The organism is Alsobacter sp. SYSU BS001988, assembly GCF_054796215.1.
Genome location: NZ_JBTAMK010000002.1, coordinates 567,117 through 582,251, shown reverse-complemented (window position 1 = coordinate 582,251; position 15,135 = coordinate 567,117). Strand labels below are relative to the sequence as shown.

Below are 15,135 nucleotides of genomic sequence, written 5' to 3'. Positions count from 1 at the left end.
CAACGGGCAGGCTCACGCCTCGGCGAGGATCTTCTCGCGCGCCGCCGACGCCAGGAACGCGGAGCGGGTCAGCCCGCGCGCTTTCGCGGCGGCGTCGATCATTTGCAGCAGGTTCGCGTCGAGGGAGATATTGGCGCGGGCGGGCCGGCCGGAGTCGACCAGCAACGGAACGAATGCGAACGCCGCGCCCCGCGTGATGGATTCCTTGACGTCCGCTTCACCGAGCAGGGTCTTCGGATCCCGTGCCGCGGGGAGGTCCTCGCCAGACGCCATGGCGTCTTCGGCCCAAAGCCTGAGCGCCTGCGTGGCGTTCGCGATCGCCTCGTCGAAGGTCGCGCCCACCGACACACAGCCGGGCGCATCCGGGAACCAGGCCCCGTATTGGCGCGGCTGTCCGCTCTCGACGATCGCAACAAACCGCGTCATGTCACCTTTCCGTTGCGCCACGCATCACGCCCACCCCGCCGCCTTGGCGATGGATCGGGCCAGCCCGAAAAGCAGGTCGCCGCAATGGCGCGGGACAACGACACGGCCGGGCTTGGAGGCGTGTCAATAAACGTCGTGAGGCCCGTCCTGGCGATAAATGAACCAGCCTCCGGCCTCCAGCCGCGCGCGAATGCGGCGCCCGTCCAACTCGAACTTTGGCACGGCAATGGCTCAAACAATGCGCAAATAAATGCGCATAGTTGCGCCGATTGTCAAGTTTGCGGCATCAGGATCAAGCCATGAAAACCCAAGCCCAGGCCGTGATCATCGGCGGCGGCGTCGTCGGGTGCTCGGTGCTCTACCATCTCGCCAAGGCGGGCTGGACGGACATCGTGCTCGTCGAGCGGGCGGAGCTCACCTCCGGCTCCACCTGGCACGCGGCGGGCGGCTTCCACACGCTCAACGGCGACCCGAACGTCGCCAAGCTGCAGCAATACACGGTGGAGCTCTACCGCGAGATCGAGGCGCTCTCGGGCGTCTCCTGCGGCCTCCACCTCACCGGCGGCGTCATGCTGGCGGGCACGCCCGAGCGCATGGACTGGCTCAGGATGGCGCACGCCAAGGGGCGCTATCTCGGCATGCACACCGAGATCATCTCGGCCGCCGAGGCCAAGCGGCTGATGCCGCTGATCGACGAGAGCCGCTTCCTCGGCGCCATGTACGACCCGCTGGAGGGCCATCTCGACCCCTACGGAACCACCCACGCCTACGCCAAGTCGGCTCAGCTGAAGGGCGCCGAGATCGTGCTGCGCAACCGGGTGGTGGACACGATCCAGCGCCCGGACGGAACCTGGGACGTCGTCACCGAGAAGGGGACCATCCACGTCCAGCACGTGGTCAACGCCGGCGGGCTGTGGGCGCGCGAATGCGGCCGCATGGCCGGGCTGGAGCTGCCGGTGCTCGCCATGGAGCACATGTACCTGCTCACCGAGGACATGCCCGAGGTGGCGGAGGTCAACGCCGCCACCGGCAAAGAGGTGATCACGGCGCTCGACTTCGAGGGCGAGATCTACACCCGCCAGGAGCGCGGCGGCATGCTGATGGGCACCTATGAGCGCGCCGGCAAGCCCTGGTCCGAGCAGGTCACGCCCTGGGATTTCGGACAGGATCTGCTGGAGCCGGACCTCGACCGCATCGCGCCGTCGCTGGAGGTCGGCTTCGAGCATTTCCCGGCTTTCGCCCGGGCCGGCATCAAGAAGATCATCAACGGCCCCTTCACCTTCGCGCCGGACGGCAACCCGCTGGTCGGGCCCGTGCGGGGCCTGCGCAACTACTGGGTTGCGTGCGGCGTCATGGCGGGCTTCAGCCAGGGCGGCGGCGTCGGGCTGGCTCTCGCCAACTGGATGACGCAGGGCGATCCGGGCTTCGACGTGTGGGCCATGGACGTCGCCCGCTACGGCGACTGGGCGACGCTGGCGACCACCAACGCGCGCGTGAAGGAGAACTACTCGCGGCGTTTCCGCATCCGCTTCCCCAACGAGGAACTCGAGGCCGGGCGGCCCCTGCGCACCACGCCGCTCTATGACCGGCTCAGGGCCGACAACGCCGTCATGGGCGAGAGCTACGGACTGGAATACCCGCTCTGGTTCGCGCCAGTCGGGACGGAGCCGAAGGACGTGTTCTCGTTCCGGCGCTCCAACGCCTTCGGGCCGATCGGCGAGGAATGCCGCACCGTGCGCGAGCGCGTCGGGGTGCTGGAAACCTCCGGCTACGCTAAATACGAGGTGACGGGACCGGGCGCCGAAGCTTTCCTGGCCCGCGTGCTGGCCGGCCGCATGCCGGCCCAGGGGCGCATCTCGCTCACCCCCATGCTGAACGAGCGCGGCAAGCTCATCGGCGACTTCACGGTCGGGCGGCTCGGGCCGGAGCGCTTCCTGGTGATCGGCTCGGGCCCGGCCGAGCAATATCACATGCGCTGGTTCCTCCAGCACGCGCCGGCCGAGGGCGTGCGCATCGACCCGCTTGGCCAGCGGATGCAGGGACTCAGCATCGCCGGGCCGCGGGCGCGCGACCTGCTGCAAAGGCTCGTCCGGCAGGACCTCTCGACCGCCGCGTTTCCCTTCCTGTCGATCGCCGCCATGGATGTCGGCCCCGTGCCGGCCATCGTGGGCCGCATCTCGTTCACGGGCGACCTCGGCTACGAGATCTGGGTGGAGCCCGACTGCCAGCGCGCGCTGTTCGACGCGCTCTGGAGCGCCGGGGAGGACCTCGGGATCGGCCATTTCGGCCTGCGGGCGCTGAACGCGCTCCGGCTGGAGAAGAGCTTTGGGACCTGGGCGCGCGAGTACCGGCCCATCTACGGCCCGCTCGAGGCCGGGCTGGGGCGGTTCGTGCACCCGCAGAAGGGCGAGTTCATCGGACGCGAGGCTGCGCTGGAGGAGAAGGCCGGCGGCGGCTCCTTGCGGCTCCTCACCTTCACGGTGGACGCCGCGGACGCCGACGCGATCGGGGACGAGCCCATCTGGCACGGCGGCGAGGCCGTCGGCTGGGTCACGTCGGGCGGCTTTGCGCATGCGGCGGGCGCCTCGGTGGCCATGGGCTACGTGCCCAGGGCGCTCGCGGACGTGGACGACGGCTTCACCATCGAGATCATCGGCGAGAAGCGGCGGGCCGCGCCGCAGCGTGTCCCGCTGTTCGATCTCGACGGCGCGCGGATGCGCGGCTAGCCCTGCGCCAGGCCGCCGCCGTTAACCCCGCGCTAACCATCAACCCGGCAGAAATTGCCCAGGGGTGCGCCCGGTTTTCCGCCGGCCGCAGTCGCGTGGGGTTCGGGCGGGCATGACCGACGTTTCGGTGATCGACGGCGCAGCGCCGCAGGCCAGGCCGCGGCCGGCCGGGGCCGGGCTGAACTTCGGCAAGATGGGCGCGACGCTCATCCGGCCCGACATCGCGCTTGCGATCGCCGTCATGGGCATCCTGGTGGTGCTCATCCTGCCGCTGCCGGCGTTCCTGCTCGACCTGTTCCTCGCCGTCTCGATCATCCTGTCGGTGCTGATCCTGATGACGGCGCTGTTCATCGAGGCGCCGCTCGAATTCTCCGCCTTCCCGACCGTGCTGCTGATGGCGACCATGCTTCGGCTGGCGCTCAACCTGGCGTCCACGCGGCTCATCCTGTCCAACGGCCATACCGGAACGAGCGGCGCCGGGCATGTCATCGAGGCTTTCGGCAGCTTCGTGATGGCGGGCAATTTCGTCATCGGGATCGTCGTCTTCGCGATCCTGCTGGTGGTCAATTTCGTGGTCATCACGAAAGGCTCCGGCCGCATCGCCGAGGTGGCCGCGCGGTTCACGCTGGACGCCATGCCGGGCAAGCAGATGGCGATCGACGCCGACCTGTCGGCCGGGCTGATCGACGAGGCCACCGCCAAGAAGCGCCGCAAGGACCTGGAGGACGAATCGTCCTTCTTCGGCGCCATGGACGGCGCGTCGAAATTCGTGCGCGGCGACGCCATCGCGGGCCTGCTGATCACGTTCATCAACGTCATCGGGGGCATCATCATCGGCGTGGTGCAGCACAACCTGACCTTCGCGCAGGCCAGCCAGAGCTACACGCTCCTGACGGTCGGCGACGGCCTGGTGTCGCAGATCCCCGCCCTGATCGTCTCCACCGCGGCGGGCCTGCTGGTGTCGAAGGCGGGCGTCAGCGGCTCGGCCGCCAAGGCGCTGTCCAAGCAGCTCGCCACCATGCCGAAGGCGCTCGGCATGTCCGCCGCCGTGATGGGGATCATCGGCCTCTTGCCGGGCATTCCGATGATCCCCTTTCTGGGGCTCGCGGCGGGCGCCGCCTTCTTCGCCCGCCGGCTGTCGCGTCTGGAGAACGCGGCGACCGCCACGGCCGACGCAGCGACCGCCAAGGCCGGCGAGGCGCAGGCCCAGCGCGAAGAGACCATGGCCGAGGTCCTCAAAATCGACGACCTGAAGATCGAGATCGGCTACGCGCTGCTGCCCCTCGTCAACGACCCGAATGGCGGCGACCGGCTGACCGAGCAGATCAAGGCGCTGCGGCGCACGCTCGCGATGGAGATGGGCTTCGTGATGCCGTCGGTGCGCATCCTCGACAACGTTCAGCTCGAGTCCAACAACTACGTGGTCAAGCTCAAGGAGGTCGACGCCGGCCAGGGCGTGGTCTATCCGGGCCAGTTCATGGCGATCGACCCCATGGGCGGCTCGATCCAGCTGCCCGGGCAGCACACGATCGAGCCCACCTTCGGGCTTCCGGCGACCTGGATCGACGCGTCGCTGCGCGACGACGCGCAGATCCGGGGCTACACGGTGGTGGACGCCGCCACGGTGATCTCCACGCACCTCACCGAGATCCTCAAGGCCAATGTCGGGGAGCTCCTGTCCTATGTGGAGCTGCAGAAGCTCCTGAAGGAGCTGCCAAAGGAGCATGGCGACCTCGTCAAGGAGCTGGCGCCGAGCCAGATCCCGATGACCACCATCCAGCGCGTGCTGCAGATCCTGCTTGGGGAGCGCGTCTCCATCCGCGATCTCGGGACCATCCTGGAAGGCGTCGCGGAGGCGGTGAACATCACCAAGAACCCGCGCGACATCGCCGAGGTGGTGCGCCAGCGCATCGCCCGTCAGATCTGCGCCCAGTACTCCAACCCGCAGGGCCAGCTGCCGATCATCACGCTGTCGCCCGCCTGGGAGACGACCTTCGCGGAATCGATCGTCGGCCAGGGCGACGACCGGCACCTCGCGATGCAGCCCTCGCGCCTGCAGGATTTCGTCATCCTGGTGCGCGACCGCTTCGAGGACGCGGCCCGCCAGGGGGAGATCCCGGTGCTGGTTACGTCCGCCTATGCGCGCCCCTTCGTGCGCTCGATCATCGAGCGCTTCCGGCGCGAGACGCCGGTGATCTCGCAGTCCGAGATCCACCCCCGGGCGCGGCTGAAGACGGTCGGGAGCATCTGAGGCGGCGGCCCGCCCACGGCTCTCAGACGGGAGGCCTGGGCTCCAGCGGCGCGGCCGCCCGGGCCAGCTGGGAGCGCTCGAACAGCAGCACCACCGGAAGCGCGAAGACGAGCGGCAGGATGAGGTAGAAGAGCCGCCAGACGAGCAGCGCGGCGAAAACCGCCGGGGCCGGCACGGTGGGCATGATGGCCAGGAACACGGCCTCCATGACGCCCACGCCGCCCGGCACCTGAGACAGCAGGCCGGCCGAGAACGACATCAGGAAGGCGCCGAGCACGATGAAGAAGCTCGGGCTTCCATCCGGCAGGGCGAAATAGATGATGCCGGCGGCGCCGATCAGCTCCAGCGGCGCGGCGGCGTACTGCCGCGCCACGATAGGCAGACGCGGATAGACGATCTCCAGCTTGCCGAACGCGATCGGCTTGAAGTGCAGCCACGAGCCGACGGTGTAGAGCAGGCAGAATGCCAGCATCGCCAAGCCGACGAGGCGGGCGGCGGTCTCATTGACAGCGAACCAGGGCGACAGGCTCGCCAGCGGCCGCAGAATGTGCGGCTCGCCGACCAGCACGAGGCCCAGCAGCAGGATGGTGCCGAACGCGAAGGTGAAGGAGCACAGCGCCACCAGCACGGCGACTTCGGCGGCAGAAAGGCCCTTGGCCGTATAGGCCCTGTAGCGGACCATGCCGCCCGAGAAGACCGACGCCCCGATATTGTGCGACAGCGCGTAGGTCACGAAGGAGCAGGTCGCGATGTAGAACCAGGAGATGCCCTTCTGCCGCTTCAGGTGGATCAGGGCGATCCGGTCGTACCAGGCCAGCGCCGCATAGGCGACAAGGGTGGACAGGCCGCACAGCAGATAGGCGTGGGGCGGAATGGCGACGATTTTGGCCGCGATGACGCCCGCGATGGTGCGGATGTTGTCCCAGACGCCGCCCTGCTCCAGCAGGGCCCGGACCGCGGGATCGACCGCAGCTTCGGCTTTCAGCTTCTTGTAGAGAAGTTCGACCGACCAGACGACGGCGACCAGCCCGACGAGGGGCCAGATGAAATCCATGATGCGTTTCATGCCTGACGACCTGGTCGCCCCCCTGCAGGCCTCGTTGGCGGCCATCTCCTGCACGAAGCGGCCGACGCCCGCAAGCATGATCGCAGGCGCGGCGAGGCGCGCGCCCGCGAAGGTCGCCGAAACGCGCCGCCCGCGCGGCCCGATGAGGGCCGCCGGGTCGGCTCGGGAGGGAGACGCCTACTTGCCCCAGATTTTCAGATAAGCGTCGCGGTAGCCGTTTTCGGGATCGAACGCGTTCTTCGGGCCGCCGTCGAACTCCACATTGGCCTTGGTGACGACGTGCAGCGGCGGGGTGTAGCCGGACCACGGTTCGTTCGCGAAGGCGCGGTTGAGCTCGTCGACGAGCTGCCAGCCCTGCAGGTTCAGCGGCTCGGCCACCGTCACGGCCTGGTACTGGCCGGAGCGGGTGCGCTGATAGGCGCTTTCCGAGCCGTCGCCCGCCGCGACAGCCTTCGGCGCCCCGTCGCCCTTGACGCCCGCCGCCGCCAGCGAGGGCCCCATGAAGTCGAAATAGATGTCGTTGATGGCGAGCGCATGCGTCCACTTGGCGCCATGGCGCTGCAGCAGCGAGGTCGTCAGCTGCGGCATGCGGGTCGAGGTGTCGGCGATCGGGGTGTCGACATATTCGAGCACCGCGCCGCCCGCCTGCGTGACGACGTCGCGGATCTTGTTGGCCTTGGCGATCGCGATCGCGTAGGTCGAATCCGTGAAGATGACCACGCCGGGCTTGCCGCCGGCGTCGGCGAAGGCCCACAGGGCGGCGGCACGCCGCCCAGGATCTTGATGAGGGTGGACTTCCCGGCGCCGTTCTCGCCCAAGAGGGCGAGCGCCTCGCCACGTCTCGCGGACTGGCTGACGCCCTTCAGCGCCTGCGCGCCGCCGAACGCCTTGACGATGCGCTCGAAGCGCAACTCGCCCGCGACCCCCATCCCGCCTCGCCCCCTGTTCGGGAGACAGTGGGACAGATCGCCGGAACTGTCACCAACAATTGGTCAGGATGCGTTTGTCTCTCGTCAATTCCTGCGGGCGCTATTTGCCGCGCTTGGCGAGCCAGGCCTTCATGACGGCGATCTCGGCTTCCTGGGCCTTGACGATCTCCTCCGCCATCTTGCGCAGCGCCGGGTCTTTCCCGTGTTCCAGCTCCACCTTCGCCATGTCGATCGCGCCCTGGTGGTGGGGGATCATGCCCCGTACGAAGTCCACGTCCGCGTCGCCGGTCAGCGGCGTGGCCATGTCCTTGTGCATCCGGTCCATGGCGGCCTTGTAGCCGGCGTCGGAGGGCGACCGCGCCTGCGCCTTCTGGGCGGGCGCGCCATGGCCGGCGTGGCCCTGCTGGGCCAGCGCCGGCGCGCCGGCGGCCAGGACGAGAATGACGGCGGCGGACAGAATCTTCATCGGGATCTCCTGACGGACGGGGCGTGACGCCCTAGGGTAGGGGCCTTCTATCTGGAATTGCGCGGATCCATGTCAAACGGCGCCCCCCTCCAAGACGGCTATTCCGACGTTCCCGCCGGCAAGATCGCGGCCGTGGTGACCTATCTGGAGATGCGCGCTCCGCCCGCCCCCCGGGCGCCGCGGCCGGAGACGGCGGACCTGGCGCTGGAGCGTTTCGGGCCGGGCGAGGCGGCGCGCTACAAGCGGATTTACCGGGCGATCGGGGAGCGGTGGTTCTGGTTCTCGCGGCTGGGCGCGTCGGACGAAGAGGTCTCGGCCGTGCTGGGCGATCCGGGCGTGATGGCTTTCGCGGCGACGCAGGGCGGCCGCGACATCGGGCTCGTCGAGATCGACCTGCGCCAGGAGGGCGAGGCGGAGATCGTCTATTTCGGACTGGTGGACGAGGCGACGGGGCAGGGGCTGGGCCGGCGGCTGATGGACCGCACGCTGGAGCTCGCCTGGGGCCAGGCGGTCCGCCGGGTCTGGCTGCACACCTGCACGCTGGACCATCCGGGCGCGATCGCCTTCTACAGGCGCTCGGGCTTCGCGCCCTACAGGCTGGCCGTGGAGGTCGCCGACGATCCGAGGATCGCCGGCCTTCTCGATCCCGACAGCTTTCCCGACATCCCGGTCACCCGCGGGGCGTGACCGGGCGGCGGGCCGGACCCCCCGGCTCAGGCGCGGGCGAAGCCCGCCCGCATGGCGAGACCGATGCGGTCGAGGTCGGACTGCTCGCGCGCCGACTCGGCGGCGCGTTCGCGGGCCTGCTCGCGGTCGTCGAGGATCTCGAACTTCTTGAGCTCCTGGAAGGCCGCCTCCAGCTCGGCGCGCGCGTCCTCCAGCTGCGTCTTCAGCTCGTCGGCGGAACGCTGCAGGTTCTCCTTGCGGGTCATGGCGGCGCGCGCATAGGTCGGGTAGGCGAAGTGAGCCTTGTCGGAGATGCCCGACTTCTGCTCCTCGCTGGCGACCTCGCGTTCGAGCTCATGGACCATCCGCTCGAAGTCGGCGATCATCATCTCGATCTGCGCCACCCGTCGACGCTTCTCGTCGACCTGGAAGCGCTTCAGGCGCATGACGGTATCCCGCGATTTCATCCACTCTACTCACGCTGCGCAGCCGTTCGGGGCGGCTGCGAGTTGCACTGGCGATCCTGGCGTCATGCACCAGCCATGATCCCCGCGAGACGGAGATAACCTTCGCGCAACGAGGTTGCTTCTTCCTTACCTTGGCGGAGGAAATCTTCGAGGGCGGGATTCAGCGCGATGGCGCGGTCCACCTCCTCGGACGATCCCGCCCGGTAGGCGCCGAGCCGGATGAGCTCCTCCATGTCGGCGTAGGTCGCCATGTTCTGGCGCGCCGCCAGCACGACGGGCCAGAATTCGGGGTCGCAGGACCGCGGCATGGTCCGCGACACCGATTTCAGCACGTTGACGGCCGGGTAGCGGCCGCGCTCGGCGATGCCGCGCTCCATCACGATGTGGCCGTCGAGGATGCCGCGCACGGCGTCCGCCACCGGCTCGTTGTGGTCGTCGCCGTCCACCAGCACGGTGAACAGGCCCGTGATGGCCCCCTCGCCGACGCCCGGGCCGGCGCGCTCCAGCAGCTTCGGCAGTTCGGTGAAGACGGTCGGTGTGTAGCCCTTGGTGGTCGGCGGCTCGCCGGCGGCCAGGCCGATCTCGCGCTGCGCCATGGCGAAGCGGGTGACGCTGTCGATCATGCACAGCACGTCCGCGCCCTCGTCGCGGAAGTACTCGCAGATCGCCAGGGTCAGGTAGGCGGCTTGGCGGCGCATCAGCGCCGGCTCGTCGGAGGTCGCCACCACCACGATGGAGCGGGCGAGCCCGGCCTCGCCGAGGTCCTCCTGCAGGAACTCCTGCACCTCGCGTCCGCGCTCGCCGACCAGCCCGATGACGGCGACGTCCGAGCCCGCGTTGCGGGCCAGCATCGAGAGCAGCACGGACTTGCCGACGCCCGAGCCTGCGAAGATGCCGATGCGCTGGCCGCGGCAGCAGGTCGTGAAGGTGTTCAGCACCCGCACCCCGAGGTCGAGCGGCTCGCCGACGCGCCGCCGCGCGTGGGCCGGCGGAGGCTCCTCCCGCAGCCGGACGAGATCGGGGCCGGCGGGCAGAGGCCCCTTGCCGTCCACGGGTTCGCCCATGGCGTTGATCACGCGCCCGAGCCAGCCGCGCGAGGGGCGCACGCCCCCGGGCGCGGAGCGCACCACGGCCCGGCATCCGCGCCGCAGCCCGTCGACGCCGCCGAAGGGCATCACCAGCGCCCGGTCGCCCGAAAAGCCGACGACCTCGCACGGCACGCTGCGCCCGGGCGCAACCTCGACGTCGAGCAGCCCGCCGACATGCATGGCCGAGAGCGGCCCCGCCACCTCGATCATGAGGCCGCGAACGCTGGCGACGCGGCCATAGACGGTCAGCTCGTCCAGGTTGGCGAGGTCTGCGCGCAGCGCATGCAGCCGATCGTGATCATGAAGGCTCATGCCGTGTCCGTAACGATTCGTTTACCGGTCCCATTAAGAATGCACAGGCTGAACTCGTGTGTCCCACAGTTTCGGAAGCTGGGCTCCGAAGGGTGAGTCAGGTGAGTCGGTTAGGACAGAAGCTTAATCCGCTACATGAGATCCAACATTCGCCTTTTCTGCTGCACAGGCAACATTTTATCCCGATTCGCGAAGTTCGGGCGCAATGGTGCTTGCGGATCAGAATCAGGTTTTGTTAACCATTGCGGCGTAACGTTGGAAAACGAGATCATCAGGGCGCGCTTCGGGGCGCCTGAGAGCTTCAGCCGGGTCCCGCCGGTCGATGCTGCGGTTGCGGACCAAGGGACGAGCTTGGAGACCTGAAATGCGCATACTTCTCATCGAAGACGACAGCGCTACCGCCCAGAGCATCGAGTTGATGCTCAAGTCCGAGAATTTCAACGTCTACACGACGGATCTCGGCGAGGAAGGCATCGACCTCGGCAAGCTGTACGACTACGACATCATTCTGCTGGACCTGAACCTCCCGGACATGTCCGGCTACGAGGTGCTGCGCAGCCTGCGCGTGGCCAAGGTCAAGACCCCGATCCTGATTCTCTCCGGCCTCGCCGGCATCGAGGACAAGGTGCGCGGCCTCGGCTTCGGCGCCGACGACTACCTGACCAAGCCGTTCCACAAGGACGAGCTCGTGGCGCGCATCCACGCGATCGTGCGGCGCTCCAAGGGGCACGCCCAGTCGGTCATCACCACCGGCGACCTCATCGTCAACCTGGACCAGAAGACGGTCGAGGTGGCCAGCGCCCGCGTGCACCTGACCGGCAAGGAGTACCAGATGCTGGAGCTCCTGAGCCTGCGCAAGGGCACCACGCTGACCAAGGAGATGTTCCTCAACCATCTCTATGGCGGCATGGACGAGCCGGAGCTGAAGATCATCGACGTGTTCATCTGCAAGCTCCGCAAGAAGCTCGCCAACGCGTCGCAGGGCAAGAACTACATCGAGACGGTCTGGGGCCGCGGCTACGTGCTGCGCGAGCCCAACGACGCCGAGGAGCGCATCCCGGCCTGACCGGGCGCTCCCTCCAGCCTTTCGGTATCCTGAAAGCCCCGCCGCACCCCGGCGGGGTTTCTCGTCGCCTCGCCCGTTCAGGCGAGGCCGACCTGGGCGAGCTTCTCGGCCACGAGCGCGCGGTCGAACGGCTTCATGAGCACGTCGTCGGCGCCGGAATGGATGGCGCGCGCCACCAGGGCGACGTCGTATTCGGTGTTCCACATCAGCGCCTTCGGGGCGCTTCCGCCGGCCGTGCGGCGCAGGGTCTTGAGGAACTCGTAGCCGTCCATCACCGGCATCACGGCGTCCACCAGCACGGCGTCGGGCATGTTGCGCTGGCACAGAGCCAGCGCCTGCTGGCCGTCCTCGGCCTCCTCGACGTGGAAATCCATGCCCTCGAGGATCCGGCGGGCCACCTTGCGGATCACGGGCGAGTCGTCGACCACCAGGCAATTCATCATGGGTGAAAACCTTTCTGCATGGGAAACGCGGCCGTGCGAGGGCTTTCGGACATCATCGCGGGGCCGAGGGCGGCGTGGATGTCGATGACCACGAGGAGGCCGTTGTCGAGCCAGTGAACGCCCTTGGCGATGGTGGACCAGCGCGGGTCGAGATTCATCGGGGGAGGCTGCATCTCGGCCAGCGCCAGGCTCAGCACCTCGCCGACGCCGTCGACCGCCAGGCCGAACGAATCCCCGCTATATTCGACGCCCACCACCATGCGGCCGGCGCTCTGGCCGCCGTCCTCCAGCTTCAGCACGCGGCGAAGCGAGATCGCGGTCACGACGCGCCCGCGCAGGTTCAAGAGCCCGGCCACCTCGGGCGGGGCGAGCGGGACCGGGGTCATCTCGGTCGCGATGAAGACGTCGTGCACGCACTCGATCGGCAGGCCGAACAGCTGGCCGTCGACCAGCACGGTCACGTATTCGCGCATCTCGGGGTTGGTCTCGACGTCCTCGAAACCGGTGCGGGGCATCAGGGTCATGCGGCTGCGGGCTCCTTGGCCTCGATCGCCTCGGCGATGGCTTCGAGCAGCCCCGCGCGGTCGAACTTGGCGACCACGTCGAAGAGGCCCAGCGCCCGGGCCCGCTCGACGGCGGCCGGGTGCAGTCGCGAGGCGATGCCGATGACCGGCAGCTCCGCGGTGCGCCGGTCGGCCTGGAAGCCCTCGGCGAGGTCGAAGCCGTTGCGGCCGCGCGATTCGATGTCGACCACGACCACTGCGAAGCTCTCGGCGCTGCGCTGCGCCAGCGTCAGGGCGGCGTCGACCTCCGCCAGCGCCACCACGTCGTAGCCGGCCGCCTTCAGCACTGGGGCGAGCATGCCGCGGAAGAACGGCGCGCCGTCGACCAGCAGCACGCGGTTGGACCGCGTGCTGGGGGCCGGGGCGGAGCTGTCGAACCAGTCCGGATAGGCCAGCGGCAGGAAATGGGCGACGTCGATGATCTCGGTGGCGCGGCCGCGAATCACCGCCGAGCCGACGATGCCGGGCGCCTGGCCGGTCGACTTGATGTCGAGGTGGTCCTCGACGATGTCGACGATCTCGTCCACGGCGATGCCGGCCGTGCGGTCGCCTTCGGAGAACACCAGCACCGGCTGGATGCCGCTGGCGTGCATGGGCGCGCCGGGGACGGCCTGCACGATGGGGATCAGGTCGCCCCGATACTGGGCGACGGAGCGTCCTCCGACGGTCTCGATCTGCGAAACCTCGAACTCCTCCAGGCGGGTGACGGCGGCCAGCGGCACGGCCTTCAGCTCGCCCTCGCCGGCGCGGAAGATCAGGAAGGAGCTCTTGTCCTCCTGCACTCTGCGGCGCGGCGCGGATTCGTCGCGCTCCGAGCGGGTCGGCGCCGGGGTGTGGCCCATCCGCTGCACGATCCCGTTGGGATCGAGGATCAGGATCACGCGGCCGTCGCCCAGGATGGTGTTGCCGGAGAAGACGTTGATCGGCTTCAGCAGGTTGGAGATCGACTTCACGACGATCTCCTCGGTGTGGAACACCTTGTCGACGACGAGGCCGAAGGAGCGCTTGCCGAGCTTCAGGACGACGATGAAACCGGCCTCCGGGTCGAGCTTCCGGTTCGGCGGGTCGATGCCCAGGATGGCGCCCAGGCGCACGACGGGCAGCAGCGTGTCGCGCAGGCGCAAGAGCCAAGTGCCGTTGATGGATTCCAGCCGGTGCTCGGAGGTGGAGCGCGGCTGCACCAGCTCCACCACGGCCACCTGCGGGATGGCGAAGCGCTGGCCCGCGGTCTCAATGATGAGCGCCGCCACGATGGCCAGCGTCAGCGGGATCTTCATCGTGAGGGTGGAGCCCTCGCCCGGCACCCAGCGCACGTCCACCGAGCCGCCGATCAGCTCGATGTTGGAGCGCACCACGTCCATGCCGACGCCCCGCCCGGACACGTGGGAGACATTGTGCACCGTGGTGAAGCCCGGCTCGAAGATGAAGCGCGCGATGCGCTCGTCGCTGAGCCGCTCCAGTTCGGCTGGGGTCACGAGCCCGCGTTCGAGCGCCTTGGCGGCGATGCGCCCGACATCGAGGCCGCGGCCGTCGTCCGCCACCTCGATCGTGATGGTTCCGCTCTCGTGGATGGCCGAGATCCGGATCGTGCCCCGGGGCGGCTTGCCCACCAGTCGGCGCTCCTCGGGCGTCTCCAGCCCGTGGTCGGCGGCGTTGCGGATGAGATGCGTGAACGGGTCCTTGATGAGCTCGAGCACCTGGCGGTCGAGTTCCGTCTCGGCGCCGGTGAGGACCAGCTCGATGTCCTTGCCGAGCTCCGCGCACAGGTCGCGGACGAGGCGCGGCAGCTTCTGCCAGGCCGTGCTGATCGGCTGCATGCGGGTCTTCATGACCCGCTCCTGCAGCTCCGCGGTGACGCTCGAGAGGCGCTGCAGGGGGGCCTTGTAGTCGCTGTTCTCGTCGTGGCGGGCCAGCTCCACCAACTGGTTGCGGGTCAGCACCAGCTCCGAGACCATCGTCATCAGCCCTTCGAGCGTGTCGAGGCCGACGCGGATGGACTGGGCCGTCGCGGCGCCGCCCTGGACGACGCGGGAACCGGGCTGCTTGGCGGCGCCTGGCGGCCTCTGGCGCTGGATCGGCGTCTCCGCCTCGTCCCGGCGCTGCGGCGCGGCCGGGACGGGGGGGAGTTCGCCGGCGTCGTCCGGCTCGTCCATGACGAGCGGAACGGGGGCTGGGGCCGGGGCCGGGGCCGGAGCCGGAGCGATCGCCATCGGCGAGGCCGGCTCCTCGGCCCGGGCGTTCAGGCGTTCGATCAGGTCCGTGTCGGCCCCTTCGGGCTCCGCCTGGCTCTCCTCCAGCACGCGCAGGATCATCTTGATCCGGTCGATCGTGCCCAGGATGAGCGTGACCGCCTCTGTGGTGACGGGCGCGCCGTCGCGGAAGCGGCTGATGAGGGATTCGGCGGCGTGCGACAGCGCCTCCAGGCGCGGCAGGCCGAGAAAGCCGCAGGTGCCCTTGATGGTGTGCACCAGGCGGAAGATGTGCGCCAGCATGGTCGCGTTGTTCGGCTCACGCTCGAACTGCACGAGTTGGCGGTCGACGTTCTCGACCGTTTCCAGGGTCTCGGTCAGAAACTCGCGCAGAACGTCGTCCATGAGGCATCCCGACTGTGCGCCGCGTAGTGCGCCACCGGTCATTGATGCCCGTCAACCGTTGATGATCGGTTG

12 protein-coding genes and 2 pseudogenes are annotated in these 15,135 nt (G+C 68.8%); 4 read left to right on the top strand and 10 right to left on the bottom strand.

Annotated elements, in window-relative coordinates; genetic code table 11:
* Nucleotides 1-12: 12 nt before the first annotated feature.
* Entirely contained in the window at nucleotides 13-447 is a 435-nt protein-coding gene (locus tag ACYVO7_RS06775; protein ID WP_460449054.1) for a type II toxin-antitoxin system HicB family antitoxin, read from the bottom strand.
* Nucleotides 448-725: 278 nt separating this feature from the next.
* On the opposite strand from ACYVO7_RS06775, the gene ACYVO7_RS06770 reads away from it, so the two are divergent.
* Together ACYVO7_RS06770 and flhA are read left to right on the top strand one after the other, a co-directional pair.
* Nucleotides 726-3,152, top strand: a complete 2,427-nt coding sequence (locus tag ACYVO7_RS06770; RefSeq protein WP_460449053.1) for a GcvT family protein — start codon at nucleotides 726-728, stop codon at nucleotides 3,150-3,152.
* A 112-nt stretch (nucleotides 3,153-3,264) separates the two neighbouring features.
* Nucleotides 3,265-5,403: a flagellar biosynthesis protein FlhA gene (flhA, locus tag ACYVO7_RS06765; RefSeq protein WP_460449052.1), complete on the top strand. Its 2,139-nt coding sequence runs from the start codon at nucleotides 3,265-3,267 to the stop codon at nucleotides 5,401-5,403.
* 22 nt (nucleotides 5,404-5,425) lie between these two features.
* Here flhA and ACYVO7_RS06760 read toward each other — a convergent pair whose 3' ends face one another.
* From ACYVO7_RS06760 to copM, 4 genes and pseudogenes are all read right to left on the bottom strand, one after another.
* A complete protein-coding gene (locus tag ACYVO7_RS06760) occupies nucleotides 5,426-6,457 on the bottom strand; it encodes a lysylphosphatidylglycerol synthase transmembrane domain-containing protein (protein ID WP_460449051.1) in 1,032 nt (343 codons plus the stop codon).
* 189 nt (nucleotides 6,458-6,646) lie between these two features.
* Nucleotides 6,647-7,237 (bottom strand): annotated as a pseudogene (locus ACYVO7_RS06755) (type 1 periplasmic-binding domain-containing protein); the annotation flags it as partial.
* A pseudogene (locus tag ACYVO7_RS06750) lies at nucleotides 7,225-7,398 on the bottom strand (ATP-binding cassette domain-containing protein); the annotation flags it as partial. The pseudogenes ACYVO7_RS06755 and ACYVO7_RS06750, both read right to left, overlap by 13 nt.
* A 100-nt stretch (nucleotides 7,399-7,498) precedes the next feature.
* Complete coding sequence (gene copM / locus ACYVO7_RS06745; protein WP_460449138.1) at nucleotides 7,499-7,870, bottom strand: CopM family metallochaperone; 372 nt, start codon at nucleotides 7,868-7,870, stop codon at nucleotides 7,499-7,501.
* A gap of 63 nt (nucleotides 7,871-7,933) precedes the next feature.
* Between copM and ACYVO7_RS06740 the strand changes: the two genes are divergently transcribed.
* A complete protein-coding gene (locus ACYVO7_RS06740) occupies nucleotides 7,934-8,551 on the top strand; it encodes a GNAT family N-acetyltransferase (protein ID WP_460449050.1) in 618 nt (205 codons plus the stop codon).
* A gap of 26 nt (nucleotides 8,552-8,577) precedes the next feature.
* On the opposite strand, the gene fliJ is transcribed toward ACYVO7_RS06740, so the two are convergent.
* Entirely contained in the window at nucleotides 8,578-8,997 is a 420-nt protein-coding gene (gene fliJ, locus ACYVO7_RS06735; protein ID WP_406854603.1) for a flagellar export protein FliJ, read from the bottom strand.
* Between the two features lie 62 nt (nucleotides 8,998-9,059).
* The gene (gene fliI / locus ACYVO7_RS06730; protein WP_460449049.1) at nucleotides 9,060-10,397 is read right to left on the bottom strand and encodes a flagellar protein export ATPase FliI; all 1,338 of its coding nucleotides are present in this window, start codon (nucleotides 10,395-10,397) and stop codon (nucleotides 9,060-9,062) included.
* Nucleotides 10,398-10,761: 364 nt separating this feature from the next.
* Between fliI and ctrA the strand changes: the two genes are divergently transcribed.
* On the top strand, nucleotides 10,762-11,463 hold the full coding sequence (gene ctrA, locus ACYVO7_RS06725) for a response regulator transcription factor CtrA (protein WP_460449048.1): 702 nt from the start codon (nucleotides 10,762-10,764) through the stop codon (nucleotides 11,461-11,463).
* Between the two features lie 77 nt (nucleotides 11,464-11,540).
* On the opposite strand, the gene ACYVO7_RS06720 is transcribed toward ctrA, so the two are convergent.
* The 3 genes from ACYVO7_RS06720 to ACYVO7_RS06710 are packed head-to-tail and all read right to left on the bottom strand — an operon-like array spanning nucleotide 11,541 to nucleotide 15,063.
* Nucleotides 11,541-11,906, bottom strand: a complete 366-nt coding sequence (locus ACYVO7_RS06720) for a response regulator (protein WP_460449047.1) — start codon at nucleotides 11,904-11,906, stop codon at nucleotides 11,541-11,543.
* Nucleotides 11,903-12,430, bottom strand: coding sequence for a chemotaxis protein CheW (locus ACYVO7_RS06715; RefSeq protein WP_460449046.1), 528 nt, complete (start codon nucleotides 12,428-12,430; stop codon nucleotides 11,903-11,905). Before ACYVO7_RS06715 ends, ACYVO7_RS06720 begins: the two co-directional genes overlap by 4 nt.
* Nucleotides 12,427-15,063: a chemotaxis protein CheW gene (locus ACYVO7_RS06710; RefSeq protein ID WP_460449045.1), complete on the bottom strand. Its 2,637-nt coding sequence runs from the start codon at nucleotides 15,061-15,063 to the stop codon at nucleotides 12,427-12,429. Before ACYVO7_RS06710 ends, ACYVO7_RS06715 begins: the two co-directional genes overlap by 4 nt.
* Nucleotides 15,064-15,135: the final 72 nt, after the last annotated feature.

Coding starts and splice junctions, on each gene's coding strand:
- ACYVO7_RS06770 (WP_460449053.1), top strand. CDS start 726: ATGAAAACCCAAGCCCAGGCCGTGATCATCGGCGGCGGCGTCGTCGGG.
- flhA (WP_460449052.1), top strand. CDS start 3,265: ATGACCGACGTTTCGGTGATCGACGGCGCAGCGCCGCAGGCCAGGCCG.
- ACYVO7_RS06760 (WP_460449051.1), bottom strand. CDS start 6,457: ATGGATTTCATCTGGCCCCTCGTCGGGCTGGTCGCCGTCGTCTGGTCG.
- ACYVO7_RS06740 (WP_460449050.1), top strand. CDS start 7,934: ATGTCAAACGGCGCCCCCCTCCAAGACGGCTATTCCGACGTTCCCGCC.
- fliJ (WP_406854603.1), bottom strand. CDS start 8,997: ATGAAATCGCGGGATACCGTCATGCGCCTGAAGCGCTTCCAGGTCGAC.
- fliI (WP_460449049.1), bottom strand. CDS start 10,397: ATGAGCCTTCATGATCACGATCGGCTGCATGCGCTGCGCGCAGACCTC.
- ctrA (WP_460449048.1), top strand. CDS start 10,762: ATGCGCATACTTCTCATCGAAGACGACAGCGCTACCGCCCAGAGCATC.
- ACYVO7_RS06720 (WP_460449047.1), bottom strand. CDS start 11,906: ATGATGAATTGCCTGGTGGTCGACGACTCGCCCGTGATCCGCAAGGTG.
- ACYVO7_RS06715 (WP_460449046.1), bottom strand. CDS start 12,430: ATGACCCTGATGCCCCGCACCGGTTTCGAGGACGTCGAGACCAACCCC.
- ACYVO7_RS06710 (WP_460449045.1), bottom strand. CDS start 15,063: ATGGACGACGTTCTGCGCGAGTTTCTGACCGAGACCCTGGAAACGGTC.